The 24985-nt window shown below is 58.2% G+C and carries 21 protein-coding genes, 2 tRNA genes and 2 pseudogenes; 12 read left to right on the plus strand and 13 right to left on the minus strand.

Going from position 1 to position 24985, the window contains the following annotated elements:
* Window positions 1-2: 2 nt before the first annotated feature.
* The 3 genes from rutC to rutA are packed head-to-tail and all read right to left on the minus strand — an operon-like array spanning window position 3 to window position 2184.
* On the minus strand, window positions 3-389 hold the full coding sequence (gene rutC, locus AAHB66_RS08300; protein ID WP_347115846.1) for a pyrimidine utilization protein C: 387 nt from the start codon (window positions 387-389) through the stop codon (window positions 3-5).
* Window positions 390-400: 11 nt separating this feature from the next.
* Window positions 401-1093, minus strand: a complete 693-nt coding sequence (gene rutB / locus AAHB66_RS08305) for a pyrimidine utilization protein B (protein WP_347115847.1) — start codon at window positions 1091-1093, stop codon at window positions 401-403.
* Window positions 1093-2184, minus strand: coding sequence for a pyrimidine utilization protein A (gene rutA / locus AAHB66_RS08310; protein ID WP_347115848.1), 1092 nt, complete (start codon window positions 2182-2184; stop codon window positions 1093-1095). The genes rutB and rutA overlap by 1 nt, the downstream gene beginning before the upstream one ends.
* 290 nt (window positions 2185-2474) lie before the next feature.
* Between rutA and rutR the strand changes: the two genes are divergently transcribed.
* Entirely contained in the window at window positions 2475-3113 is a 639-nt protein-coding gene (gene rutR / locus AAHB66_RS08315) for an HTH-type transcriptional regulator RutR (protein ID WP_347115849.1), read from the plus strand.
* Here the strand turns inward: rutR and AAHB66_RS08320 are convergent.
* Together AAHB66_RS08320 and putA are read right to left on the minus strand one after the other, a co-directional pair.
* Window positions 3110-3505: a lysozyme inhibitor LprI family protein gene (locus tag AAHB66_RS08320; protein WP_347115850.1), complete on the minus strand. Its 396-nt coding sequence runs from the start codon at window positions 3503-3505 to the stop codon at window positions 3110-3112. The two genes, rutR and AAHB66_RS08320, sit on opposite strands and share 4 nt — an antisense overlap.
* Before the next feature lie 263 nt (window positions 3506-3768).
* Window positions 3769-7731, minus strand: a complete 3963-nt coding sequence (gene putA, locus AAHB66_RS08325) for a trifunctional transcriptional regulator/proline dehydrogenase/L-glutamate gamma-semialdehyde dehydrogenase (protein ID WP_347115851.1) — start codon at window positions 7729-7731, stop codon at window positions 3769-3771.
* Window positions 7732-8152: 421 nt separating this feature from the next.
* Between putA and putP the strand changes: the two genes are divergently transcribed.
* Together putP and AAHB66_RS08335 are read left to right on the plus strand one after the other, a co-directional pair.
* Window positions 8153-9661: a sodium/proline symporter PutP gene (gene putP, locus AAHB66_RS08330; RefSeq protein WP_347115852.1), complete on the plus strand. Its 1509-nt coding sequence runs from the start codon at window positions 8153-8155 to the stop codon at window positions 9659-9661.
* Between the two features lie 117 nt (window positions 9662-9778).
* Entirely contained in the window at window positions 9779-10198 is a 420-nt protein-coding gene (locus AAHB66_RS08335) for a DUF3574 domain-containing protein (RefSeq protein WP_347115853.1), read from the plus strand.
* A 107-nt stretch (window positions 10199-10305) separates the two neighbouring features.
* On the opposite strand, the gene AAHB66_RS08340 is transcribed toward AAHB66_RS08335, so the two are convergent.
* Window positions 10306-11490 carry a nucleoside transporter C-terminal domain-containing protein gene (locus tag AAHB66_RS08340; RefSeq protein WP_347115854.1) on the minus strand — a complete coding sequence of 395 codons (1185 nt, stop codon included), beginning with the start codon at window positions 11488-11490 and terminating at the stop codon, window positions 10306-10308.
* A 251-nt stretch (window positions 11491-11741) separates the two neighbouring features.
* Here AAHB66_RS08340 and efeU point away from each other — a divergent pair, with 251 nt between their 5' ends.
* The 4 genes and pseudogenes from efeU (at window position 11742) to phoH (ending at window position 16324) form a co-directional block, all read left to right on the plus strand.
* Window positions 11742-12575 (plus strand): iron uptake transporter permease EfeU, encoded by an 834-nt coding sequence (gene efeU / locus AAHB66_RS08345; RefSeq protein ID WP_347115855.1) that lies wholly within the window; start codon window positions 11742-11744, stop codon window positions 12573-12575.
* A 43-nt stretch (window positions 12576-12618) separates the two neighbouring features.
* Entirely contained in the window at window positions 12619-13746 is a 1128-nt protein-coding gene (efeO, locus tag AAHB66_RS08350; RefSeq protein ID WP_347115856.1) for an iron uptake system protein EfeO, read from the plus strand.
* A 4-nt stretch (window positions 13747-13750) separates the two neighbouring features.
* Window positions 13751-15035: pseudogene (gene efeB / locus AAHB66_RS08355) on the plus strand (iron uptake transporter deferrochelatase/peroxidase subunit).
* Window positions 15036-15535: 500 nt separating this feature from the next.
* Window positions 15536-16324, plus strand: coding sequence for a phosphate starvation-inducible protein PhoH (phoH, locus tag AAHB66_RS08360; RefSeq protein WP_197090593.1), 789 nt, complete (start codon window positions 15536-15538; stop codon window positions 16322-16324).
* A gap of 513 nt (window positions 16325-16837) precedes the next feature.
* Here phoH and AAHB66_RS08365 read toward each other — a convergent pair.
* From AAHB66_RS08365 to AAHB66_RS08375, 3 genes are all read right to left on the minus strand, one after another.
* Window positions 16838-16925, minus strand: a tRNA-Ser gene (locus tag AAHB66_RS08365).
* A 146-nt stretch (window positions 16926-17071) separates the two neighbouring features.
* Complete coding sequence (locus AAHB66_RS08370) at window positions 17072-17749, minus strand: isochorismatase family protein (protein ID WP_347115857.1); 678 nt, start codon at window positions 17747-17749, stop codon at window positions 17072-17074.
* A 20-nt stretch (window positions 17750-17769) separates the two neighbouring features.
* Window positions 17770-18630: a pirin family protein gene (locus AAHB66_RS08375; protein WP_347115858.1), complete on the minus strand. Its 861-nt coding sequence runs from the start codon at window positions 18628-18630 to the stop codon at window positions 17770-17772.
* Between the two features lie 110 nt (window positions 18631-18740).
* Between AAHB66_RS08375 and AAHB66_RS08380 the strand changes: the two are divergent.
* Window positions 18741-19647 (plus strand): annotated as a pseudogene (locus tag AAHB66_RS08380) (LysR family transcriptional regulator).
* Window positions 19648-20031: 384 nt separating this feature from the next.
* Here AAHB66_RS08380 and AAHB66_RS08385 read toward each other — a convergent pair.
* Window positions 20032-20119 (minus strand) — tRNA-Ser (locus AAHB66_RS08385).
* A 228-nt stretch (window positions 20120-20347) separates the two neighbouring features.
* On the opposite strand from AAHB66_RS08385, the gene ghrA reads away from it, so the two are divergent.
* The 4 genes from ghrA (at window position 20348) to AAHB66_RS08405 (ending at window position 23261) form a co-directional block, all read left to right on the plus strand.
* Window positions 20348-21286 carry a glyoxylate/hydroxypyruvate reductase GhrA gene (gene ghrA / locus AAHB66_RS08390; RefSeq protein WP_347115859.1) on the plus strand — a complete coding sequence of 313 codons (939 nt, stop codon included), beginning with the start codon at window positions 20348-20350 and terminating at the stop codon, window positions 21284-21286.
* Between the two features lie 83 nt (window positions 21287-21369).
* The gene (locus tag AAHB66_RS08395; RefSeq protein ID WP_347115860.1) at window positions 21370-22107 is read left to right on the plus strand and encodes a phosphatase; all 738 of its coding nucleotides are present in this window, start codon (window positions 21370-21372) and stop codon (window positions 22105-22107) included.
* Between the two features lie 20 nt (window positions 22108-22127).
* Entirely contained in the window at window positions 22128-22682 is a 555-nt protein-coding gene (locus AAHB66_RS08400) for a molecular chaperone (protein ID WP_347115861.1), read from the plus strand.
* 96 nt (window positions 22683-22778) lie between these two features.
* Window positions 22779-23261, plus strand: a complete 483-nt coding sequence (locus tag AAHB66_RS08405; protein ID WP_347115862.1) for a DUF1097 domain-containing protein — start codon at window positions 22779-22781, stop codon at window positions 23259-23261.
* Between the two features lie 42 nt (window positions 23262-23303).
* Here the strand turns inward: AAHB66_RS08405 and csgG are convergent, their stop codons facing one another.
* Genes csgG through csgE form a run of 3 tightly spaced genes read right to left on the minus strand, consistent with a single transcriptional unit; the run spans window position 23304 to window position 24983 of the window.
* Window positions 23304-24137, minus strand: a complete 834-nt coding sequence (csgG, locus tag AAHB66_RS08410) for a curli production assembly/transport protein CsgG (RefSeq protein WP_032617498.1) — start codon at window positions 24135-24137, stop codon at window positions 23304-23306.
* Between the two features lie 26 nt (window positions 24138-24163).
* Entirely contained in the window at window positions 24164-24580 is a 417-nt protein-coding gene (gene csgF, locus AAHB66_RS08415) for a curli production assembly/transport protein CsgF (RefSeq protein WP_347115863.1), read from the minus strand.
* 13 nt (window positions 24581-24593) lie between these two features.
* Window positions 24594-24983 (minus strand): curli production assembly/transport protein CsgE, encoded by a 390-nt coding sequence (gene csgE, locus AAHB66_RS08420; RefSeq protein ID WP_347115864.1) that lies wholly within the window; start codon window positions 24981-24983, stop codon window positions 24594-24596.
* Window positions 24984-24985: the final 2 nt, after the last annotated feature.

Here is a 24985-nt window from a genome sequence, read left to right on the forward strand (position 1 = left end):
CCTCACCGGCCAATGTGGGCGATGGTGGCGATCTCCACCAGCGCCTCGGGTTTCACCAGCCCGCACTGAATGCAGAACCGCGCCGGTTTATCGCCGGGGAAAAACTCGGCGTAGATCTCGTTAATCGCGGCGTAGTTTTTCCAGTCGGTAATAAAGATGCTGTTGAAGGTCACGTCCGCCATCGCCCCGCCCGCCGTTTCGATAACGCGCTGGATGGTCTGCAACACGTGGCGGGTTTGCGCCTTTGGGTCATCGGGAAAGACCACGTTATTCTGAGCGTCGAACGGCAGCGTGCCTGAGACGTAGACCACCCCGTCCGCCAGGGTGCCGGGAACGAAAGGGGCAATTGGGGTGCTGGTGCCCGGGGGAATAATCACAGATTTCGGCATTGTTAAGCTCCTCAGGCGATACGGGCATAGGTGGCGGGGGAAAGTGCGTCGCAGAAGGTGGCGACATCAGTAACCCAGCCAAAAAAGGTTTCGATATTGAACAGCGCGGCCTGCTGGGCAAACGCCGGCCCGGCCTGATGGGTGGCGTCTTCCAGCACCACGCCGAAGTATTCGAGGAAAAAGCCGTCGCGCAGGGTCGATTCGACGCAGACGTTGGTGGCGATGCCGGTGAAGATCAGATGGCGGATCCCGCGGCTGCGCAAAATGCTGTCCAGCGGAGTATTAAAGAAGCCGCTGTAGCGCGGTTTCGGCAGCACGATGTCGCCCGGCTCCGGCACCAGCTCGTTCACCAGCTGGTAATCCCAGCCGCCTTTTGCCAGCAGCTTGCCCTGCAGTTCCGGGCGCTGGCGCATGGTTTTCAGGGCGTTGGATTTGTGGAAGTTGGGCGAGCCGGGGCCGCCCGCCTCCACGTACTGTTCATCCCAGCCGTTCTGGAACCAGATTATCTGGATCCCGGCGGCGCGCGCGGCGGCCACCGCGGTGCGGATATTGTCGATCACTGGCCGGGTGGTGGAGACGTCAAACCCGGCCAGATCGAGATAGCCCCCTGGGCTGGCGTAGGCGTTCTGCATATCCACCACAATCAGCGCGCTGTGCTGCGGGTCAAAGGTGATGGCTTCCGGACGTGCGGGTAGGCTAGTCATTACGCCACCTCCTTCGTTAACGCAGGAAGATGAGCGCGGCACTTCATCAGCGGCTGGATGCGCTCGCCAAAGTTTTCAATCCCGGCAATAAAGTCATCGAAGGTCAGAAGTACCCCTTCGGCACCCGGCACGCTGGCGACCTCATCGAGCATCCGCGCCACGTTGGCATACGAGCCCACCAGGGTGCCCATGTTGATGTTGACCGCCGAGGTCGGGTCGGCCATCTGCCGCACGTTGGTGTCGGCTCCGGAGCGGGTGTCCTTCTGGCTCTGCTCGCTGAGCCAGCTCAGGGCTTCCTCGTCGGCCCCGGCTTTGTAGTGCTCCCACTTCGCCCGCGCCGCCTCGTCGGTTTCATCGGCAATCACCATAAACAGCACGTAGGAGCCAACATCGCGCCCGGTTTTCTCTGCCGCCTGCTTCATGCGCGCGGCGGTAGGGGCGAAGGCCGCCGGAGTGTTGACCCCTTTGCCGAAGCAGAAGTTGAAGTCGGCGTATTTCGCCGAGAATTCCATCCCGGCGTCGCTCTGCCCGGCGCAGATCACCTTCATCGGCACCGACGGCTGGGGGCTGACGCGGCAGTCGTCCATGGTTAAGAACTCACCTTTGAAGTCGCTTTTGCCGGTGCCCCACAGATCCCGCAGGACCTGGACATATTCGGTGAGGTAGTCGTAGCGTTTAGAGAAATACTCATCTCCCGGCCAGAGCCCCATCTGCTCGTACTCTGGCTTCTGCCAGCCGGTGACGAGGTTGACGCCAAAGCGGCCGCCGGAGATGGTGTCGATGGTCGAGGCCATTCGCGCCACGATGGCCGGAGGCAGGGTGAGGGTGGCGGCGGTGGCGTAAATCTGGATCCGCGAAGTGACCGCTGCCAGCCCGGCCATCAGGGTGAAGGACTCCAGGTTGTGATCCCAGAACTCGGTTTTGCCGCCGAAGCCGCGCAGCTTGATCATCGACAGGGCAAAGTCGAAGTGGTAGTGCTCCGCTTTTTGCACAATGGCCTTGTTCAGCTCAAAGGTCGGTTTGTACTGCGGCGCGTGGGTGGAGATTAACCAGCCGTTATTGCCAATGGGAACGAATACGCCAATTTTCATCACGAACCTCTCTTCATCTCAACATGGGGGTGAAAGTCAGACGTGGCGCTGCATCCTGCATCTCCTGTTCAGCCGCGTAAGCCTGTTTTGCAAAGGCGATGCCAGTTTTGAAATTGCTAATGTTATTAGTGTGTTAATGATTGGTTGATGAAATGCGGGCGGTAAAAGTGGACTGTCTGGTCAAAATAGTTGCACACAAAGCAGGCAGTCGTGCGCGGTGGCGGTGCAGATTGTCGTGGTCACCCTGGGGTTTTTGCTATGCTGGGAGCAGATCAACAAGGAGTGAGCCCATGGCACAAGGCGCAGTGAAAACAACCGGTAAACGTTCGCAGGCGGTGAGCGCGAAAAAACAGGCGATCCTCTCGGCGGCGCTGGAGACCTTTTCGCAGTTTGGCATTCACGGCACGCGGCTGGAGCAGGTGGCCGAGCTGGCGGGGGTGTCAAAAACCAATCTGCTCTACTACTTCCCCTCGAAAGAGGCACTGTACGTTTCCGTTCTGCAACAGATCCTTGATATCTGGCTGGCGCCGCTGAAGGCGTTTCGCGAAGAGCTGACCCCGCTGGTGGCGATCCAGCAGTATATTCGCCTCAAGCTGGAGGTCTCCCGGGACTATCCTCAGGCCTCGCGGCTGTTCTGTCTGGAGATGCTGCAGGGGGCACCGCTGTTGAAAACGGTGCTGAGCGGGGATATGAAATCGCTGGTGGATGAGAAGTCGGCGATCATTGCCGGATGGGTGGCCACCGGGAAACTGGCCCCGGTGGATCCGCACCATCTGATCTTTATGATTTGGGCCGCCACCCAGCACTACGCCGACTTTTCCGCCCAGGTGGAGGCGGTGACCGGCAAGTCGCTCAAGGATGACGACTTCTTTCACAGCACCGTGGATAACGTGCAGCGGATGATTATCGAAGGGATCCGGGTGCGTTAATGCGCCGGCGGGAGAGGGCAGCTTAAATCGCCCTCTTCACACTGCATCAGCGAGGCCAGATACGCTTCCCGTTCATTGGTTTTCTCGGCCAGACACTGGTTAACGATCATCGGCTGAACGGAGCCGCCCTCGGTGCCCGAGCCGATTAAGGCGCAGTCGGCATCGCGCAGGGCGATCCACGCCTGTTGGGCTTTTTTCAACAGATCGCGCTGGGGTGCGGCGGCGCGCTTGATCGCCGTCTGATACGTCTGGTTCAGGGTTTTATCCGCCGCCTGGTATTGTTGCGCGGCGCAGGTGTTCATCTCCAGCTGGGTGCTGGCGTTGGTGCACTCGTCTGCCAGCGCGCTGGTGCTCAGCAGTAACGCGGCACCTGCGATCAAAGCTCGTTTCATCTTCTCCTCCGCATAAAAAAAGCCGGATGCGCTTCGCTTATCCGGCCTACAAAAAATCAGATTATCATTTGTAGCCCCGGTAAGCGCAGCGCCACCGGGGAACACAGACCGCACAATCCCGCAGCCCCGGTAAGCGCAGCGCCACCGGGGAACACAGACCGCACAATCCCGTAGCCCCGGTAAGCGCAGCGTCACCGGGGAACACAGACCGCACAATCCGGTAGCCCCGGTAAGCGTAGCGCCACCGGGGAGAGATTGCACGCTTAGCCGATGGTCATCAGGCTGGCGTTCCCGCCTGCGGCGGCGGTGTTGACGCTGAGGGAGCGCTCCACGTACAGACGCTCCAGCTGGAGGTTGTCCTCGCCGCGGGCGAAGCCCTGCACCGACACAATCGCGCCGCTACGGGCCGCCACCTGCTCGCACAGCTCGCGCAGCTGGTCGGAATCACCGTGGTAGATCACCGCATCAAACGGCTGACTGATCAGCACATCTGCTTTCGCAAAGCGAATACGGTCGGTTACCGCCTTCGGCAGCTGCTTCGCCAGGTCGCGGTGCAGGCCATCTTCCGGCCACAGCACTTCACACCCGGTGGCTAACGCCGCCGCCAGCTGAACCAGCGCATCCTGCTCGTTATCCGCCACGCACAGCACGCGCTCGCGCGGCATCAGGGTCCAGGTGTTGCGCTCGCCGGTCGGGCCAGGCAACACGCGCTGCGTACCGGCCTGCGCCAGCTCGCCATACTGCTGGCACAGGGCACGCAGTTCAGGGCGTTTTTCTGCCCAGGCTGCCAGTGCTTCCAGCGGCTGCGTCAGCACGGCTTTCACCTGCGTATCCACCGGATACTGTGCATCCTGACGACCCAGGGTCACGCCGAGGGCATTCGCCGGACGGTTCGCCAGCAGGCGGTACAGGTACATTGGACCGCCGGCTTTCGGACCGGTGCCCGACAGCCCTTCGCCGCCGAACGGCTGTACGCCCACGACCGCGCCGACCATATTACGGTTCACGTACAGGTTGCCGACCTTCGCGCTGCCGGTCACCTGAGCGATGGTTTCGTCGATACGGGTATGCACGCCCAGCGTCAGGCCGTAGCCGGAGGCGTTGATCTGTTCGATAAGCGCATCGAGGTTGTTACGGTTGTAGCGCACCACGTGCAGCACCGGGCCAAAGACCTCTTTTTTCAGCTCGTCGAAGCTTGCCAGCTCGATCAGGGTTGGCGCCACGAAGGTGCCGCTGGTCCACTCGCGGGCGTCTTCGCTGTTCTCACGCACCGCCTGGAACACCGGGCGGCCCTTGGCGCGCATCGCCTGGATGTGGTTCTCGATGTTGGCTTTCGCTTCGGCATCGATGACCGGCCCGATGTCGGTGGTCAGACGGCCAGGGTTGCCCATCCGGCATTCGCCCATCGCGCCGCGCAGCATTTTCAGGGTGTGGTCAGCGATGTCATCCTGCAGGCAGAGCACGCGCAGGGCGGAGCAGCGCTGTCCGGCGCTGTCGAAGGCCGAAGCCACCACGTCCACCACCACCTGCTCGGTGAGGGCCGAGGAGTCGACGATCATCGCGTTCATCCCGCCGGTTTCCGCAATCAGCGGGGTCGGACGGCCCTGAGCGTCGAGACGGGTGGCGATATTGCGTTGCAACAGGGAGGCCACTTCGGTAGAGCCGGTGAACATCACCCCGCGCACGCGGTTGTCGGCGGTCAGTTTGGCACCGACGGTCTCGCCGCGGCCCGGCAGCAGCTGCACCACGCCCGGCGGCACGCCCGCTTCCAGCAGGATGTTGATCCCCTGGGCGGCAATCAGCGGGGTTTGTTCGGCCGGTTTCGCCAGCACGCTGTTACCGGCGGCCAGGGCGGCAGCAATCTGCCCGGTGAAGATCGCCAGCGGGAAGTTCCACGGGCTGATACAGACTACCGGCCCCAGCGGACGGTGGGTTTCGTTGTCAAAGTCGTCGCGGACCTGACCGGCATAGTAGTGCAGGAAGTCAACGGCCTCGCGCACTTCGGCGATGGCGTTGTTGAAGGTTTTACCCGCCTCGCGCACCAGAATGCCAATCAGCTGCTGCATCTGATCTTCCATCAGCACTGCCGCGCGTTCCAGAATGGCGGCACGCTCCTGCGGTGGAGTAGCGAACCAGATCGGCGCGCTGTTCACCGCGCTGTCGAGGGCCAGATCCACTTCCTGTTCGGTCGCTTCCCGGGCAAAGCCGACGATATCTTTCGGCTCGGCCGGGTTGACCACCGGCTGCATTTCGCCGTTGCTCACCGGCTGCTCGAGGATTGGTTTGGCCTGCCATTTCTGCAGGGCGCTGTTGAGCAGCGACGAGGAGAGGGACGCCAGACGGTGTTCGTTCGCCAGGTCCAGACCGGAGGAGTTGACGCGTCCGTTGCCGTACAGCTCGCGCGGCAGGGCAATTTTCGGATGCGGCAGACCCACCTGGCCTTCCTGGGCGGCCATTTTCTCGACGGCCTGCACCGGATCGGCCACCAGCTCGTCCAGCGGCAAGGTGGCGTCGGCGATGCGGTTCACGAAGGAGGTGTTGGCCCCGTTCTCCAGCAGACGACGCACCAGGTAGGCCAGCAGGGTTTCATGGGTACCGACCGGGGCATAAATACGGCACGGACGGTTCAGTTTGCCATCCGCCACTTTACCGGTGACCTGCTCGTACAGCGGTTCACCCATGCCGTGCAGGCACTGGAACTCGTACTGGCCCGGATAGTAGTTCTGACCGGCCAGCTGGTAGATAGCCGCCAGGGTGTGGGCGTTGTGGGTGGCGAACTGCGGGTAGATCAGGTTCGGCACGCCGAGCAGCTTTTTGGCGCAGGCGAGGTAGGAGACGTCGGTATAGACCTTGCGGGTGTAGACCGGATAGCCCTCCAGACCGTCCATCTGCGCGCGCTTGATCTCGCTGTCCCAGTACGCGCCCTTCACCAGACGGATCATCAGACGGCGACGGCTGCGGGTGGCGAGGTCGATCAGGTAATCAATCACAAACGGGCAGCGCTTCTGGTAGGCCTGAATAACAAAGCCAATCCCGTTCCAGCCCGCCAGCTCCGGCTCGAAGCAGAGTTTTTCCAGCAGATCGAGGGAGATCTCCAGGCGGTCGGCCTCTTCGGCATCAATGTTGATCCCGATGTCATACTGGCGAGCCAGCAGGGTCAGGGACTTCAGGCGCGGGTAGAGCTCCTCCATCACGCGGTCGTACTGCGCGCGGCTGTAGCGTGGATGCAGGGCGGAGAGCTTAATGGAGATCCCCGGGCCTTCATAAATGCCGCGACCGTTCGAGGCTTTACCGATGGCGTGGATCGCCTGCTGGTAAGAGACCAGATAGGCCTGCGCGTCGGCGGCGGTCAGTGCCGCTTCGCCCAGCATGTCGTAGGAGTAGCGGAAGCCTTTATCTTCCAGCTTGCGGGCGTTAGCCAGCGCTTCGGCGATGGTCTCGCCGGTCACGAACTGCTCGCCCATCAGGCGCATCGCCATGTCCACGCCTTTACGGATCAGCGGCTCGCCGCTCTTGCCGATAATGCGGTTCAGGGAGCGGGAGAGGCTGGCTTCGTTGTGGGTGGAGACCAGACGGCCGGTAAACAGCAGGCCCCAGGTGGCGGCGTTAACGAACAGCGACGGGCTGCGGCCAATGTGCGAATGCCAGTTGCCGTTGCTGATTTTGTCGCGGATCAGCGCGTCGCGGGTGGCTTTGTCCGGGATACGCAGCAGCGCTTCCGCCAGACACATCAGGGCCACGCCCTCCTGCGAGGAGAGGGAGAACTCCTGCAGCAGGCTCTGCACCATCCCGGCACGGCCGGTGGCGGTTTTCTGGCTGCGCAGTTTCTCGGCCAACTGATACGCCAGGCTGTGGGCCTGGGAGGCAATCGGCTCCGGCAGGCGCGCCTGCTCAAGCAGCATCGGCACGGCGTCGGTCTCGGCGCGGCGGTACGCAGCGGTAATGGCCGCGCGGCTCACCGACTGGGGCAGGATCTGCTCGGCAAATTCGAGGAACGGCTGGTGGATCTCCTCCACGGCCTCGGCGTGCTCGTCGCTCTCATTGGCGGCACCGGCCAGCAGGGCAGGCAGCTCTGGCAGATCGTCGTTGCTCTCCAGCTTTTCCAGATAGTTAAAGATGGCCTGCTTAATTAACCAGTGCGGCGTGCGGTCGATCCGCGTGGCTGCCGATTTAATCCGTTCGCGGGTCGCGTCATCCAGCTTAACCCCCATGGTGGTCATGCCCATGCCAAAAACTCCTGTGATTCAGTAGCGCTAGTGTAGTTAACGTGAAATATCCACTATGTTGCAACTTTGTGCAACCTCGTTAAATGTGACCCGGTTTGCAAGCTGGAAAATGAATGGATTGTTACGTGATGGTTAACCATAAAAAAGATGTGGATTTCCGCTTTCAACCCTGGTTTCATGCGGTGCTTAACACTTTTCGAAGGTGCAACCGCGAAAAACGTGAGCGAGTGCAACCTCCAGGAATCTGGTGTGAAACCGGGGATGAAATTGATGTAAATGCAGTGTTAAATCGTTTGTGTCATGGCAGCGCATACGGCAGGATACGCGCGGCCAACAGAAACACACATCATCACCCCCCTCGTTCCGGGGGTGTAATAAAGCCAGCCGGGAAGGCTGTCGAACATCTTTGCGGAGTATTTAAATGGCAATTAGCACACCGATGCTGGTGACATTTCTTATCTATATTTTTGGCATGATCCTGATAGGGTTCCTTGCATGGCGTTCTACCAAAAACTTTGATGACTATATTCTTGGCGGGCGTAGCCTCGGGCCGGTAGTCACCGCGCTCTCGGCGGGCGCGTCGGATATGAGCGGCTGGCTGTTGATGGGCCTGCCGGGCGCTATCTTCCTCTCCGGGATTTCCGAAAGCTGGATTGCCATCGGCCTGACCCTGGGGGCATGGATTAACTGGAAGCTGGTGGCCGGGCGTCTGCGCGTGCACACCGAAGCCAACAACAACGCCCTGACCCTGCCGGACTACTTTACCGGCCGTTTCGAAGATAACAGCCGCATCCTGCGTATTATCTCCGCGCTGGTTATTCTGCTGTTCTTCACCATCTACTGTGCCTCCGGCATCGTGGCCGGGGCGCGTCTGTTCGAAAGCACCTTCGGCATGAGCTATGAAACGGCTCTGTGGGCGGGTGCGGCGGCGACCATCCTCTACACCTTCGTGGGTGGCTTCCTGGCGGTGAGCTGGACCGATACCGTGCAGGCCAGCCTGATGATTTTTGCCCTGATCCTGACCCCGGTGATTGTGATCCTCTCCGTGGGCGGCCTGGGTGATTCTCTGGCGGTGATCCAACAGAAGAGCATCGAAAACGTCGATATGCTGAAAGGGCTGAACTTCGTGGCGATTGTCTCCCTGATGGGCTGGGGGCTGGGTTACTTCGGCCAGCCGCACATCCTGGCGCGCTTTATGGCGGCGGACTCTCACCACACCATCGTCCATGCCCGTCGTATCAGCATGACCTGGATGATCCTCTGTCTGGGCGGTGCCTGTGCAGTCGGCTTCTTCGGTATTGCTTACTTCAACAACAACCCGTCCCTGGCGGGTGCGGTGAACCAGAACGCCGAGCGCGTGTTTATCGAGCTGGCACAGATCCTCTTCAACCCGTGGATCGCCGGTATTCTGCTCTCTGCAATCCTTGCGGCGGTGATGTCCACCCTGAGCTGCCAGCTGCTGGTCTGCTCCAGCGCCATCACCGAAGATCTGTACAAAGCCTTCCTGCGTAAGAACGCAAGCCAGAAAGAGCTGGTGTGGGTCGGGCGCTTTATGGTGCTGGTGGTGGCTCTGGTCTCTATCGCCCTGGCATCAAACCCGGAAAACCGCGTGCTGGGCCTGGTGAGCTACGCCTGGGCAGGCTTCGGTGCCGCCTTTGGTCCGGTGGTGCTGTTCTCGGTGCTGTGGTCACGCATGACCCGCAACGGCGCGCTGGCGGGGATGATTATCGGTGCGGTCACCGTGATCGTCTGGAAACAGTTCGCGTGGCTGGGCCTGTACGAAATCATTCCAGGCTTTATCTTCGGCAGCATCGGGATTGTGGTCTTCAGCCTGCTGGGTAAAGCGCCGTCTGCCGCGATGCAGAAACGCTTTGCTGAAGCGGATGCGCATTACCACACCGCACCACCGTCGAAGTTACAGGCTGAGTAATTTGTCTTCACCCTAACCGTAGGCCGGGTAAGCGCTAGCGCCACCCGGCTTTTTTCTTGCCAAAATTCGTGATTTACGTTGATATCGCTGTGCTTATAACAATGAGGATAGCGAAGTATGACAATCAAAACAGGGCTTGTAGCTGGCGCAATTTTACTGCTGGCGGGCTGTAACGCCCCATCGCACAGTACCGCGGATAACACCTGCAAAGCCGATAACCAAATGCAGCAAACCACCCTCTACTTTGGCCTGAACCGTCCAGCAGGGGAGGCAATCACCGGCCAGGAGTGGCAGCAGTTTGTTGACCAGGACGTCACCCCGCGTTTTCGCGATGGCTTAACGGTGTTTGATGCCCGCGGGCAATGGCTGGGGAATGACGGGAAAGTGGCGCGCGAATCGAGCAAGGCGCTGATGCTGATCCACGGCAAAGATGCGCAGAGTGAGAGCAGTATCGAGGCGCTGCGTGGGATTTATAAAAAGCGCTTTGCCCAGGAGTCAGTGATGCGCGTAGACCAGCCGGTGTGCGTGCAGTTTTGATAAAATCGGGTGCGGCCTGTTTGCCGGGTGGCGCTAGCGCTTACCCGGCCTACAAACAGCACCTAATCCGTAGGCCCGTGCAAGCGTCAGCGCCGCCGGGCAATAAACTACAACACTAATCCCGCAAAGCTCGCCGACAACAGGCTCACCAGCGTGGCGCCGTACACCAGGCGCAGACCGAAGCGCGACACCACGTTGCCCTGCTTCTCGTTCAGCCCCTTAATCGCCCCGGCCACAATGCCGATAGAGGCAAAGTTGGCGAAGGAGACCAGGAACACCGACAGAATGCCCAGCCCGCGCGGCGTCATCTGCGCGGCAATTTTTTGCAGCTCGATCATCGCCACAAACTCGTTTGCCACCAGTTTGGTCGCCATAATACCACCCGCATGCAGGGCATCGCTCAGCGGAATGCCCACCAGCCACGCCAGCGGATAGAAGACATAGCCCAGAATCTGCTGGAAGCTCAGGCCGAAGACGCTGGAGAAGAGGGCATTAACCGCGCTGATCAGGGCAATAAAGCCAATCAGCATCGCCAGAATAATCATCGCCACCTTGAAGCCAGCCAGAATATATTCTCCCAGCATCTCAAAGAAGCTCTGGGATTCATGCATCTTTTCCAGCTTAATTTCCGGCTCCGCTTCCGGGCGGGTCGGGTTAATCACCGTGAGGATGATAAAGGTGCTGAACATATTCAGGATCAGCGCCGCTACCACATATTTCGCCTCCAGCATGGTCATATAAGCACCGACAATCGACAGCGAGACGGTCGACATCGCGGTGGCCGCCATGGTGAACAGACGGCGCGACGAGAGATCTCCCAGCACCCCTTTGTAAGCAATGAAGTTTTCTGACTGGCCGAGCGTCAGGGAGCTGATGGCGTTAAAGGATTCGAGCTTGCCCATGCCGTTAACCTTCGACAGCAGAGTACCAATAACCCGAATAATCACCGGCAGAATACGCCAGTGCTGCAGAATACCGATCAGCGCGGAAATAAAGATAATCGGGCACAACACGCCGAGGAAAATAAACGCCAGCCCTTTTTCACCCATCCCGCCAAATACAAAGTTGGTTCCTTCGGCGGCATATTTCAGCAACGACTCGAAGAAGCCCGAGACGTACTGAATAACAAACAGACCGCTCTCGGCGTGGAGGAAAAAGAAGGCTAACGCAATCTCAATGACAATAAGTTGGATAACGTAGCGAATGCGAACGTTGCGGCGGTCAAAGCTGACCAGCCAGGCCAGCGCAAGGATAATCACCAGCGCCAGCAGGAAGTGCAGGAATTGATACATAGTTGATTTTCAGCAGATTAATGAGGCACTCATTTAGCCACAGCCTGCATTAACCGTAAATGAACTTTTATATCTTAACTTATAAACCTTTTAGTCACTTATGTGATTATTTTTCCCTTATGGTTTTACATCCTGTCATCAAAATGCAGCATATTTCGCTTGTATTTCTTATTGCCGTAATGATAATCACTATCACAAGAATTTACCTTTCTTTGCATCAGTTGACCGCGAAAAACATTTAAGGTGTCGGCATGTTTGTTCCATTTCTCATTATGTTACGTGAAGGTCTTGAAGCGGCCCTCATTGTCAGCCTCATCGCCAGCTATCTGAAACGCACCCAGCGTGGCCGCTGGATTGGCGTGATGTGGATTGGCGTCTTCCTGGCTGCCGCCCTCTGCCTCGGTCTGGGCATTGCGATCAACGAAACCACCGGTGAATTCCCGCAAAAAGAGCAGGAGCTGTTTGAAGGCATCGTGGCGCTGATTGCGGTAGTGATCCTCACCTGGATGGTGTTCTGGATGCGTAAAGTGTCGCGTAACGTCAAGGTTCAGCTGGAGCAGGCGGTGGACAGCGCGCTGGCAAAAGGCAATCACCACGGCTGGGCGCTGATCATGATGGTCTTTTTCGCCGTAGCGCGTGAAGGGCTGGAGTCGGTCTTCTTCCTGCTGGCCGCTTTCCAGCAGGACGTCGGGATCTGGCCGCCGCTGGGTGCGATGCTGGGTCTGGCCACCGCGGTGGTACTTGGTTTCCTGCTCTACTGGGGCGGGATCCGTCTTAACCTCGGCGTCTTCTTCAAGTGGACCAGCCTGTTTATTCTGCTGGTAGCCGCCGGGCTGGCCGCAGGCGCAATCCGCGCCTTCCATGAGGCGGGCCTGTGGAACCACTTCCAGGATATGGCGTTCGATCTCAGTAACGTCCTGTCAACGCATTCACTGACCGGCACCCTGCTGGAAGGGATCTTCGGCTATCAGGAAGCGCCGAGCGTCAGCGAAGTGGCGTTGTACTTTATCTATCTTATTCCGGCGCTGGCGCTGTTCTTTATGCCATCGCGTCCGGGCACGCAGCCGTCGCATACCGCGCCCTGAAGTGCTCACTGTAGTTACAACATACTTTTAAAAGGGAAAAGTTATGGCAATCCAGTTTCGTCGCAGTGCGTTACAGGCGGGCTTAGCAGCGCTGATTGCGTCCGCTTTCGCCGCTCAGGCCGCGGATGTTCCGCAGGTTAAAATTACCGTCAATGATAAACAGTGTGAGCCGATGACCATCACGGTCAACAGCGGTAAAACCCAGTTCATCATCCAGAACCACAGCCAGAAAGCGCTGGAGTGGGAGATCCTCAAAGGAGTGATGGTGGTGGAAGAGCGCGAGAACATCGCGCCGGGCTTTAGCCAGAAGATGACCGCCAACCTGCAGCCGGGCGAATACGACATGACCTGCGGCCTGCTGACCAATCCGAAAGGGAAACTGATCGTGAAAGGGGCCGCCACCGCCGATGCCGCAAAAGGCGACGCGCTGCTGAGCCTGGGCGATGCCATTACCGCCTATAAAGCTTACGTCACCAAAGAGACGGCGGATCTGGTTGCCGGTACCAAAGCCTTTACCGACGCGGTGAAAGCGGGCGATATCGAAAAAGCGAAATCCCTGTATGCGCCAACCCGTCAGCACTACGAGCGCATCGAACCGATTGCCGAGCTGTTCTCTGACCTGGATGGCAGCATCGATGCCCGTGAAGATGACTACGAACAGAAAGCCGCCGATCCGAAATTCACCGGCTTCCACCGTCTGGAGAAAGCCCTGTTTGGCGACAACTCCACCAAAGGGATGGAGCAGTACGCGACACAGCTGAACAGCGACGTGCTGGAGCTGCAAAAACGCATCAGCGAGCTGGCCTTCCCGCCATCTAAAGTGGTGGGCGGTGCGGCAGGGCTGATTGAAGAAGTCGCGGCCAGCAAGATCAGCGGTGAAGAAGACCGTTACAGCCATACCGACCTGTGGGACTTCCAGGCCAACGTCGAAGGCGCGCAGAAGATCGTTGATCTGCTGCGTCCTCAGCTGCAGAAAGATAACAGCGAACTGCTGACGAAAGTGGATGTCAACTTCAAAAAAGTGAACACCATTCTGGCGAAATACCGCACCCAGGACGGGTTTGAAACCTACGACAAGCTGACCGATGCCGACCGTAACGCCCTGAAAGGGCCGATTACCACCCTGGCAGAAGATCTGGCGCAGCTGCGTGGCGTACTGGGTCTGGACTAAGTTGATGAACAAGCATGACGAGTACGACGTGGCTGAACCTTCACGACGTCGGTTGTTAAAAGGGGTAGGGGCGCTTGGCGGCGCCCTTGCCCTGGCTGGGGGGGTGCCCGGTGGCGCATGCGGCAAAACCGCAGAGCGCGCCGGGCACGCTCTCCCCGGATGCACGGATGGAGACCCAACCGTTTTATGGCCCGCATCAGGCGGGGATCTTAACCCCGCAGCAGGCGTCGATGATGCTGGTGGCCTTTGATGTGCTGGCCAGCGACAAAAGCGAGCTGGAGCGTCTGTTCCGCCTCCTGACCCAGCGCATTGCTTTTCTGACCACCGGCGGCCCGGCGCCCGACACGCCGAACCCGCGTCTACCGCCGATGGATTCCGGGATCCTGGGGGCCTTTATCGCCCCGGATAACCTGACCATGACGGTGTCGCTGGGGGCCTCGCTGTTTGACGATCGCTTCGGCATCGCCGCACAGAAACCGAAATCGTTGCAGAAGATGGTGCGCTTCCCGAATGACTCTCTGGATGCGGCCCTGTGCCACGGCGACCTGCTGATTCAGATCTGCGCCAACACCCAGGACACGGTGATCCACGCCCTGCGCGATCTTATCAAGCACACCCCGGATCTGCTGAGCGTGCGCTGGAAGCGGGAAGGGTTTATCTCTGACCACGCCGCGCGCAGCAAAGGCAAAGAGACGCCGGTAAACCTGCTCGGCTTTAAGGATGGCACCGCCAACCCGAACAGCCAGGATGCGCCCCTGATGGACAGCGTGGTGTGGGTCACGGCCGATCAGGGTGAACCGGCCTGGGCGGTGGGCGGCAGCTATCAGGCGGTGCGCATTATCCAGTTCCACGTTGAGTTCTGGGATCGCACGCCGCTTAAAGAGCAGCAGACCATTTTTGGCCGCGACAAGCACAGCGGCGCGCCGCTGGGCATGAAAAACGAGCACGACGTGCCGGATTACGCCAGCGATCCCGATGGAAATGTTATCGCCCTCGACAGCCATATTCGTCTCGCCAACCCGCGCACCAAAGAGACCCAGTCCAACCTGATGATGCGCCGGGGCTACAGCTACTCGCTGGGGGTAACCAACTCCGGGCAGCTGGATATGGGCCTGCTGTTTGTCTGCTTCCAGCACGATCTGGAGCAGGGCTTTTTGACCGTCCAGAAGCGCCTGAACGGTGAAGCGCTGGAGGAGTACATCAAGCCGGTGGGCGGGGGCTATTTCTTTGCCCTGCCTGGCGTGCGCGATAAAAACGGCTGGCTCGCTCAGGAGCTGCTCAAAGCCTGAATTCCGTCCCGCTTACCCCTTAAGCGGGACTGTTTTTTATGTCCCGCTATCCTCTTGTTATAATTCTGTAATATTCCCGTAGCAGACTAATTAACGCTGTCAGGCGAATCTTAAAAGTTGCGTTCAGGTAAAAATAATGTTGCATTCATGCTAAATCCTGATGTACTTACCTTAAGAAAGCGGTAAACCTTACAGTGATCATGAATCGCTCTGGAGATCGCGAATGGTTGGGTCCTCAACTGGACATGGTAAACGTAATAACCGCAGTACCCGGCGCGGAGGCTCAAACTCCGGCAGCGATCTCTTCACCGAAAAATTCTCCCCCCTCCACAGCAAATCCTGATTTTTCCGACCTGACGAATGGTGAGCATAGCGATTCGGCCGGGTCATTTAACCAAGTAAGCTATGGCTTAGAAGGAAGCCAACCCTCAGATGTTTGTTCGCCTAATCGTACCGATGCCGGTACGAGTGATGAATACCAACAACTCAAGGTGCTATCCATGGGAAGACAAAAAGCAGTGATCAAAGCTCGTCGTGAAGCAAAACGTGTGCTGAGACGGGATTCACGTAGCCATAAACAGCGTGAAGAAGAGTCGGTCACCTCGCTTGTGCAGATGAGTGGTGTTGAAGCAATTGGCATGGCACGGGACAGCCGGGATATGACGCCAGTTGTTGCACGCAATGACGCTCAGGCGCAGTACCTGAATGCTATTGAGAGTAAGTCGCTAATTTTCGCCACCGGTGAAGCCGGGTGCGGGAAAACCTGGATAAGTGCAGCCAAGGCGGCGGAGGCTCTGATTCATAAAGACGTCGACAAGATCATTGTCACCAGGCCGGTATTGCAGGCCGATGAAGATCTCGGCTTTTTGCCCGGTGATATTTCGGAGAAATTTGCGCCGTATTTCCGGCCCGTTTATGACGTGCTGGTGAAGCGTTTGGGCGCATCTTTTATGCAGTACTGCCTGCGGCCGGAAATCGGCAAGGTAGAAATTGCGCCGTTCGCCTATATGCGCGGACGTACATTTGAAAATGCAGTTGTGATTCTCGACGAGGCTCAGAACGTAACTGCTGCGCAAATGAAGATGTTTTTAACGCGCCTCGGGGAAAACGTGACGGTGATCGTGAACGGGGATATCACCCAGTGCGACCTGCCGGCCGGCGTCAAATCGGGTCTGAGCGATGCGCTGGCGCGTTTCGTTGAGGATGAGATGGTAGGAATAGTGCAGTTCACCAAAGATGACTGCGTGCGCTCGGCCCTGTGCCAGCGGACACTGAACGCCTACTATTGAGTCTGTTGATGTGTGCAGAGCCCGGGAAACCGGGCTTTGTTTTTTGTGCTGGGGAAAACGCCTGATGCGCTGCGCTTATCAGGCCTACAGGGTACAGTGATGTTTGTAGGTTTTGTAGGTCGGGTAAGCGTTAGCGCCACCCGACGCTTTGTTCCCTCTCCCCAGGGGAGAGGGTTAGGGTGAGGGGCCCTGAGCGCACGGCGCTGAATTCTGCAAAAACGCCTGATGGCGCTGCGCTTATCAGGCCTACGGGATCGAGGCTGGGTTTGGGTTTTGTAGGTCGGGTAAGCGCTAGCGCCACCCGACGTTTCAGGCCGCACGGTGTCGCATTAAGCACCGGGAGGGATTGACTCGCTGCGCTCGCCCTGCGGGCAGCCTGTTCGCTGCGCTCTCAGTCTGTCCAACTGGCTGTCGCCAGTTGTCGAACCCTCGGTCGAGGGGTCTCATCCCTCCCGGTGGTGTGCGACATGCGAAAAAAAAGCCCGCATTTTCATGCGAGCTCTTCTTTAAATATGGCGGTGAGGGAGGGATTCGAACCCTCGATACGTTGCCGTATACACACTTTCCAGGCGTGCTCCTTCAGCCACTCGGACACCTCACCATATTGTTTTGCTGCCTTTCCTCTCGGGGGCAACGGGGCGCTACTATAGGGAGTCAGGCTAAAACGGTCAAGCAGATTTTCTGCTTTACTGCGCGTTCGGTTAAGCAATAAGCAGCTCCACGGTTTTCAGGCCGTGGAGCGAAGGATTACCGCTGTGAATCGAGCACTTCGCTGTTCTTCACCACCTCTTGCGCCTTGCCGTAGCTTTCAATCAGCAGCTGATAGGCCGGGAAAATGTGCGTATAGACTTCCGCCCACTGCGCCGCATCTTCACGATTCCAGGTGCGCTGGATCTCTGAGGCCACCGCCGCGGTATCCATGGGTACAACACCCGCCTGCACCACCCGCGCCAGGGTGATCTCCTGCGCCATTTTGCTGTAGGTACCTGAAGCGTCGATCACCGCAAACACTTTATAGCCATCTGCCACCGCGCTGATAGACGGGAAGGCCATGCAGACGCTGGTGATGGTGCCGGCGATAATCAGCGTCCTGCGCCCGGTCGCCTTCACCGCAGCCACGAACTCCGGGTTATCCCAGGCGTTGATCTCGCCTTTACGCGCTACATACTGCGCATGCGGGGCGTTAGCGTGGATCTCCGGGATCAGCGGCCCGTTGGGCCCTTGCGGCACCGATGCGGTGGTGATCACCGGGATATTCGCCAGAGTAGCGATTTTCGCCAGCGCCGCGGCGCGAGCGCGCAGCTCCGGCATGGGCATGTCACCGACGGTCTGGAACAGGCCGCTCTGGTGGTCGATCAGCAGCATCACCGCATCATTCACATCAATAACCGGACGCGCGCCGTTAAAGTTAGCTGGGGTAGACATCATTCTCTCCTTTATTACATTCAGATCTGGCCGAAGCGGCCGGAATTGAAATCGCGAATGGCCTCTGCGATTTCGGTTTTACTGTTCATCACAAACGGGCCGTAGCCGACGATAGGTTCGTTCAGCGGCTCCCCGGCCATCAGCAGCACTTTGGCGTCGCTGCTGGCCTCAAGATGGAGCTTCTCGCCTTCCTGGCTCAGGACAACAAGCTGCGCTTCACCCGCCTCGGCGGAACCGTTCACCGTCACGCTGCCTTCCAGCACCACCAGCGCCGTGCTCCAGCCTTCGGGCTGAGTGAGCGTCAGATGGCTGCCCTGACGCAGGGTGATATCCCAGACGTTCAGCGGGGAGTAAGTGTGCGCCGGCCCGGCCACCTCCTCGTAGCGCCCGGCGATGACCCGCAGTTCGCCGCTGTTGTCGGGCAGGCTGACCACCGGGATCTGGCTTCGGGTGATACTCTGGTAGCCCGGCGTCGCCATCTTGTCCTTGGCGGGCAGGTTGACCCACAGCTGCATCATTTTTAGCTCGCCCCCTTGCTGCGCAAAGGCGCTGGAGTGGAACTCCTCGTGCAAAATGCCGGAACCGGCCGTCATCCACTGCACGTCGCCCGGGCCAATTACGCCACCTTTACCCGTTGAGTCGCGGTGCTCCACTTCGCCGGAATAGACGATGGTGACCGTCTCAAAGCCACGGTGGGGATGCTCACCCACGCCGCGTTTTGCCCCATCCGCCGGAAAGCTGTGCGGCCCGGCGTAGTCCAGCAGTAAAAACGGACTCAGCGGCTCGCCGTGGGTCTGGTAAGAAAACATCGAACGCACCGGAAAACCGTCGCCAACCCAATGCTGGCGGGGTGCGGTATAAATGCCTGTTACGTTTTTCATCGTCTTCTCCTGATGTTCGGTTGATGTAATTAGCTTATATTCAGGTTTAATATCCCGGTAGATGGCAAAAATGACATGCACTGTTCCTAAAATGGAACGATGAGGGCGTTATGCAGGATCTCAATGATTTCGTGTGGTTTGTGAAGGTGGTGGATCACGGTGGTTTCGCGGCGGCGGGCCGGGCGCTCGATGAGCCTAAATCCAAACTCAGTCGCCGGATTGCCCAGCTGGAGACGCGGCTCGGGGTGCGTTTGATCCAGCGCACCACCCGCCAGTTTGCGGTGACGGAGGTGGGGCACACATTCTATCAGCACTGCAAGGCGATGCTGGTAGAGGCCGAGGCGGCAGAGGAGGCCGTTGCAGCGCTGCAGGCCGAACCCCGCGGCATGGTGAGGATCACCTGCCCGGTGACGCTCCTGCATGTCCACGTCGGGCCGATGCTGGCGCGGTTTATGGCGCGCTATCCCGGCATTAATTTACAGCTCGAGGCGACCAACCGGCGGGTGGATCTGGTGGCGGAAGGCATCGACGTGGCGATCCGCGTGCGTCCGCGCCCGTTCGATGACAGCGATCTGGTCCTGCGGGTGCTGGCCGACAGAGGCCACTGTCTGGTGGCCGCGCCGCAGCTGATTGCCCGCCTGGGAACGCCTGCTGTGCCGTCAGAACTCAGCGCCTGGCCCGGCCTGAGCATGGGGGGAGGGGAAGCAGGTGCATAAGTGGGCGCTTAGCGGGCCGGAAGGCGCCAGGGCGGAAATCCATTTTCAACCGCGTTTGATCACCACCGACATGCTGGCACTGCGCGAGGCGGCGATGGCCGGCGTGGGCCTGGTGCAGCTGCCGATTTTGATGGTCAAGGACCAGCTGGCGTCAGGGGAGTTGATAAAGGTGCTTGAGGCATGGGAGCCACGGCGGGAGGTGATCCACGCGGTCTATCCTTCGCGGCGCGGGCTGCTACCGTCCGTCAGAACGCTGGTGGATTTTTTGACCGGGGAGTATGCGAGGATGGTGGAGGAGTGAGTGGGTTTGGGTTTTGTTGCTTTGTTCCCTCTCCCCTGGGGAGAGGGTTAGGGTGAGGGGCCCAGCAGCACGGTGCTGCATTCTGCAAAAACGCCTGATGGCGCTGCGCTTATCAGGCCTACGGGATCGAGGCTGGGTTTGGGTTTTGTAGGTCGGGTAAGCGTTAGCGCCACCCGACAAGCAGACCGCACGGTGTCGCATTAAGCACCGGGAGGGATTGACTCGCTCCGTTCACCCTGCGGGCAGCCCGCTCACTGCGTTCGCAGTCTGTCCAACTGGCTGTCGCCAGTTGTCGAACCCTCGGACGGGGGTTCTCATCCCTCCCTCTCGGGAGAATATAAAAGAAAAAAGCCCGTACTTTCGTACGAGCTCTTATCTCGAATATGGCGGTGAGGGAGGGATTCGAACCCTCGATACGTTGCCGTATACACACTTTCCAGGCGTGCTCCTTCAGCCACTCGGACACCTCACCATATTGTCATCCCGTTGTTGCCGGGACGGGCGCTAATGTAAGGAAAAGCCTTACTTACGTCAATCAACTTTTTCAGTAAATTAGCGCGTTGAGACAAACTTCAACCAACCTGATTTCTAAATGTGCTGAATGTGCCTCTTTTATCTACAACCACCTCGGCCGCAAAATTTGTTATGCTGCGATGCAGTTGAAAATGAAGATAAAACAGCGCAACAGAAGGCAATCGCAATGGACATCATTTTTTATCACCCGACATTTGATAACGCTTACTGGATTAAAACGCTTTCGGCGGCGCTGCCGGGCGCACGGGTTCGCGAGTGGAAACGCGGCGATAACGGCCCGGCGGATTATGCTCTGGTGTGGCATCCGCCGGTAGAGATGCTACAGGGGCGCAATCTGAAAGCGGTGTTTGCCCTCGGTGCCGGGGTGGACTCGATCCTCAGCAAGCTCAAGGCGCATCCGGAAATGCTGGCCGAGACCATCCCTCTGTTCCGTCTTGAAGATACCGGTATGGGCCAGCAGATGCAGGAGTATGCCGTAAGCCAGGTGCTGCACTGGTTCCGCCGCTTTGATGACTATCAGGCGTTAAAACAGCAGGCCCGCTGGGAGCCGCTGGCCGATTATCAGCGCGAAGATTTTACCATCGGTATCCTCGGGGCAGGCGTGCTGGGTTCTAAAGTGGCCGAGGCGCTGGCGCCCTGGGGCTTCCCGCTGCGCTGCTGGAGCCGCACCCGCAAGGACTATCCGGACGTCACCAGCTTTGCCGGGATGGATGAACTGCCGCAGTTTTTACAGGGCACGCGGGTGCTGATTAACCTCCTGCCAAATACGGCGGAGACGGTGGGGATTATCAATAGCGGCCTGCTGAATCAGCTGGCGGATAACAGCTACCTGATGAACCTGGCGCGCGGCGTTCACCTGGTTGAGGCGGATCTGCTGGCGGCGCTGGAGCGCGGCAAGCTGAAAGGAGCGATGCTGGATGTTTACAGTAAAGAGCCGTTGCCTGCCGATCATCCTTTGTGGGCCCATCCGCGCGTGGCCATGACCCCGCATGTGGCGGCGGTGACGCGTCCAGCAGAGGCTGTCGCCTATATCGCGCGTACCATCACCCAGCTGGAGAAAGGCGAGCCGGTCACCGGGCAGGTCGACAGGCAGCGCGGTTACTGAGTCAAACCCGGCCATCGCCGGGTTTTTGCTAATAAACGCCTGGGATAACTGCTATCCTTTGGGAAACACGAGAGGAGAGAACGATGTACCCCGTTGACCTGCATATGCACACCGTCGCCAGCACTCACGCCTACAGCAATCTTCATGACTACATCGCCCAGGCCAAGCTAAAGAACATTAAACTCTTTGCGATCACCGATCATGGTCCGGATATGGCCGATGCCCCGCACTACTGGCACTTTGTGAATATGCGCATCTGGCCGCGGGTGGTGGACGGGGTGGGGATCCTGCGCGGTATTGAGGCTAACATCAAAAACACCCAGGGTGAGATTGACTGTACCGGCCCGATGCTGACCTCTCTGGATCTGATCCTTGCCGGTTTTCATGAGCCGGTGTTTGCCCCGCAGGACAAAGCGACCAATACCGAGGCGATGATTGCCACTATTGCCAGCGGCAACGTGCATATCATCAGCCATCCGGGTAACCCGAAATACCCTATCGACATTCAGGCCGTCGCCCGGGCTGCGGCTGAGCATCGCGTGGCGCTGGAGATCAATAACTCCTCCTTTATTCACTCCCGCAAGGGCAGTGAAGCGAACTGCCGTGACGTTGCGGCGGCGGTGCGTGACGCCAGGGGCTATGTGGCGCTGGGATCCGACTCCCACACCGCCTTCACGCTGGGTGATTTTAGCGAGTGCCGCAAGATCCTCGATGAAGTAGACTTCCCGGAAGATCGCATTCTGAACGTGACGCCGCGTCGTTTACTCGATTTCCTGGCGTCACGCGGCATGGCGCCGATTGACGAATTTGCTGAATTTTAACTGTGTAATGGACTAAATAAATGAACGAGTTTTCCATCCTCTGCCGCGTACTGGGTTCCCTCTATTATCGCCAGCCGCAGGATCCGCTGCTGGTGCCGCTGTTTACCCTGATCCGCGAAGGCAAGCTGGCCCAGAACTGGCCGCTTGAGCAGGATGAGCTGCTGCAACGTCTGCAAAACAGCTGCGACATGCAGCAGATTTCAGCCGATTACAACGCGCTGTTTGTTGGAGAAGAGTGTCGCGTGTCGCCTTATCGCTCCGCCTGGGAAGAGGGGGCGACCGAAGCGGAAGTGCGCGCGTTTCTTTCTGCGCGCGGCATGCCGCTGACCGATACCCCGGCCGACCATATCGGCACGCTGCTGCTGGCGGCCTCGTGGATTGAAGATCACGCGGCAGAAGACGAAAACGAGGCGCTGGAAACCCTCTTCGGAGAGTACATCTTACCCTGGTGCGGCGCGTTTCTCGGGAAGGTCGAAGCCCATGCCACGTCGCCCTTCTGGCGCACCATGGCACCGCTGACCCGCGACGCCGTTGCCGCGATGTGGGACGAACTGCAGGAAGAGAATGAAGAGTGATCTGGATCACCTTCTTAATGTAACAGCAAATCTCAATTTGCATATTATGTGTTCCTGATCTCATTTCATGGCCGCGTATCTGCTAAGATGCGCGCCATGAACATACTACTTTCAATTGCAATCACGACAGGCATCCTCTCCGGGATATGGGGTTGGGTTGCCGTCTCCCTTGGACTCCTGAGCTGGGCAGGCTTTCTGGGCTGCACAGCCTATTTCGCCTGTCCGCAGGGCGGGGTGAAGGGGCTGTTTATCTCGGCGTGTACGCTGCTCAACGGCGTGGTGTGGGCGATGATCATCATCCACGGTAGCGCGCTGGCGCCTCATCTGGAGATTGTCGGCTACGTCATGACCGGCGTGGTGGCATTTTTGATGTGCTTCCAGGCAAAGCACCTGCTGCTGTCGTTTGTTCCCGGCACCTTTATGGGGGCCTGCGCCACCTTTGCAGGGCAGGGGGACTGGCGGCTGGTGGTGCCATCGCTGGCGTTAGGGCTGGTGTTTGGCTATGCCATGAAAAACAGCGGCCTGTGGCTGGCGGCACGCAGAGACAGAGCGCGAAACGTCACGGCGTTAAGCAAATAAAAAAGGCGAGACCCCGGTCTCGCCTTTTTAATGCGCTTTCTGTCAGGATTCTGGCGGCGATGACATCTCGCGGTATTTCACCAGAACATCGTTTTTCACTTCGTTCTTGTTTTGCAGGTCCCACAGACCGCGATCGATACCGTCGTTAATCAGGAAGATTACCCCGGTTTCGATAGCCGACATCAGGCACAGCATCACCGGTTCGTTAGAGGTATAACCGATTTCGCCTTCCAGCAGGCGCTGGTAATCGATAAAGCGGAACACCCCGGCCTGAACCTCATACGAGAGGATGGTTTTGCTGGTGGTGACGGAGGATAAGATCTCACCGGTACTCACGTTGACCACACGCAGGTTCACCGCAATCTGGTCAAGCTGGTACTGGGTATCGCCGCCGATACCGAAGTAGCGCGCCCCCACGCCCCCCGATTTCACATTACTTTCGTAACCGATAATCGAGCCTTCAACCATGACGTTTGCCGCCGTGAGTGAGTGCAACGGAATACGGTTGTTCATCGCCACGGTGCCGTTATCCTGCGCTGCACGAATGATTTTGCGTTCGTTAAGCAGGTTTTGCAGCCCCTGACGTTCCAGAGGAATAAACCAGCGAGAATCTTTTAACGCCGTGACCAGCATCGCGGTGGCGCTTTGCGGGACAGCGGTGGAGAAGTTACTTGCCGGATAAGGTTTAAATTGACCCGTTTCATCCTGAATATTGTAAACCGACACGTAGATCTTACCCGTAGGCAGTGGTAATTGGGTTAAATCACGATAGCTTTGGGCACGAGGCATTAATGTCGGTTTTGCCGCCTGTTTCGGGGGAGCAGTTAAACAACCGCTCAATAAGCACACTGCAACAAGTATGAGAAAGCGCTGCATGATTATTGTCCTTATCTCGACAATGTCTAAAAGTCGGTGGAATTACTTTGTAAGCCAGCGACCTGAATGGTGGAAGTTTTCCCCGTTTTCCGGTCTGTGACATTCAACTGCATCTGTCCGTCCGCATTGGCGATGTCGACAATAAAGTCGCTGGTCACCATTCGGCCCGGTTTGCCGGTGTTGATATTGGTCAATAATCCGCCCAGAACCTGGGCCTGGATTGCCTGGGTAAAGTTATCCAGGGCGCTTGGGGTCTCAATACCGAAGTCATCATCGGCGCTCGGATCCTTATAGGAGTTTTGCGCCTGGGCTGAGTTTAAAAGAAAAGAGCCGTTATTAGGGTTACCACCGAAGTTAGGGTTACGGAACTGGAAGGTCATATTTCCGGCCCAGCTCAACGATGGAATGAGCAGTAAAGCGATAACTGCATAGACAACACGCATATATGCCTCCGAATTAAAACTCGTCTTGCGCTAAATCGCCGGTACTGAGCAGAGCCTTATCAATCTGCAGACGATTTATTGCTTCTTCGGTTTGAGCCAGAGCGAAGACCACGTTTTGATCCAGGTCTCTTTTCGTTGGGAATAAAAACGTCTGGAAAATAACGTCCTGATTGACCGTTATGGTGATCCAACTCCCCCATCGTGCACTGGGCCGTTCATTGATCGTTAAGTTCCCAGGATAGTCACTTTCCCATTTGTCGCTGAACTCGCGATAAAAAGCATGACCGACAGCCGAGACAGTGTGGTCAGTTAACAATCCTGGGATCTCTACTTCAACCGCATGAAGATTTCCGGCAGCAAGCCAAAGGCCCGCTGCGGTAATCCAACTCACTGTGCGTTTCATAC

This window comes from Leclercia sp. S52, assembly GCF_039727615.1.
Lineage (GTDB): Bacteria > Pseudomonadota > Gammaproteobacteria > Enterobacterales > Enterobacteriaceae > Enterobacter > Enterobacter adecarboxylatus_B.

Bases quoted from the DNA above. Each gene is read 5' to 3' on its own strand.
- AAHB66_RS08395 (WP_347115860.1), top strand. From the start codon at position 21,370: ATGTACCCCGTTGACCTGCATATGCACACCGTCGCCAGCACTCACGCC.
- rutC (WP_347115846.1), bottom strand. From the start codon at position 389: ATGCCGAAATCTGTGATTATTCCCCCGGGCACCAGCACCCCAATTGCC.
- AAHB66_RS08370 (WP_347115857.1), bottom strand. From the start codon at position 17,749: ATGTCTACCCCAGCTAACTTTAACGGCGCGCGTCCGGTTATTGATGTG.
- csgG (WP_032617498.1), bottom strand. From the start codon at position 24,137: ATGCAGCGCTTTCTCATACTTGTTGCAGTGTGCTTATTGAGCGGTTGT.
- AAHB66_RS08400 (WP_347115861.1), top strand. From the start codon at position 22,128: ATGAACGAGTTTTCCATCCTCTGCCGCGTACTGGGTTCCCTCTATTAT.
- AAHB66_RS08375 (WP_347115858.1), bottom strand. From the start codon at position 18,630: ATGAAAAACGTAACAGGCATTTATACCGCACCCCGCCAGCATTGGGTT.
- putA (WP_347115851.1), bottom strand. From the start codon at position 7,731: ATGGGCATGACCACCATGGGGGTTAAGCTGGATGACGCGACCCGCGAA.
- csgE (WP_347115864.1), bottom strand. From the start codon at position 24,983: ATGAAACGCACAGTGAGTTGGATTACCGCAGCGGGCCTTTGGCTTGCT.
- efeO (WP_347115856.1), top strand. From the start codon at position 12,619: ATGGCAATCCAGTTTCGTCGCAGTGCGTTACAGGCGGGCTTAGCAGCG.
- AAHB66_RS08320 (WP_347115850.1), bottom strand. From the start codon at position 3,505: ATGAAACGAGCTTTGATCGCAGGTGCCGCGTTACTGCTGAGCACCAGC.
- rutB (WP_347115847.1), bottom strand. From the start codon at position 1,093: ATGACTAGCCTACCCGCACGTCCGGAAGCCATCACCTTTGACCCGCAG.
- ghrA (WP_347115859.1), top strand. From the start codon at position 20,348: ATGGACATCATTTTTTATCACCCGACATTTGATAACGCTTACTGGATT.
- csgF (WP_347115863.1), bottom strand. From the start codon at position 24,580: ATGCGTGTTGTCTATGCAGTTATCGCTTTACTGCTCATTCCATCGTTG.
- putP (WP_347115852.1), top strand. From the start codon at position 8,153: ATGGCAATTAGCACACCGATGCTGGTGACATTTCTTATCTATATTTTT.
- rutA (WP_347115848.1), bottom strand. From the start codon at position 2,184: ATGAAAATTGGCGTATTCGTTCCCATTGGCAATAACGGCTGGTTAATC.
- AAHB66_RS08340 (WP_347115854.1), bottom strand. From the start codon at position 11,490: ATGTATCAATTCCTGCACTTCCTGCTGGCGCTGGTGATTATCCTTGCG.
- phoH (WP_197090593.1), top strand. From the start codon at position 15,536: ATGGGAAGACAAAAAGCAGTGATCAAAGCTCGTCGTGAAGCAAAACGT.
- AAHB66_RS08335 (WP_347115853.1), top strand. From the start codon at position 9,779: ATGACAATCAAAACAGGGCTTGTAGCTGGCGCAATTTTACTGCTGGCG.
- rutR (WP_347115849.1), top strand. From the start codon at position 2,475: ATGGCACAAGGCGCAGTGAAAACAACCGGTAAACGTTCGCAGGCGGTG.
- AAHB66_RS08405 (WP_347115862.1), top strand. From the start codon at position 22,779: ATGAACATACTACTTTCAATTGCAATCACGACAGGCATCCTCTCCGGG.
- efeU (WP_347115855.1), top strand. From the start codon at position 11,742: ATGTTTGTTCCATTTCTCATTATGTTACGTGAAGGTCTTGAAGCGGCC.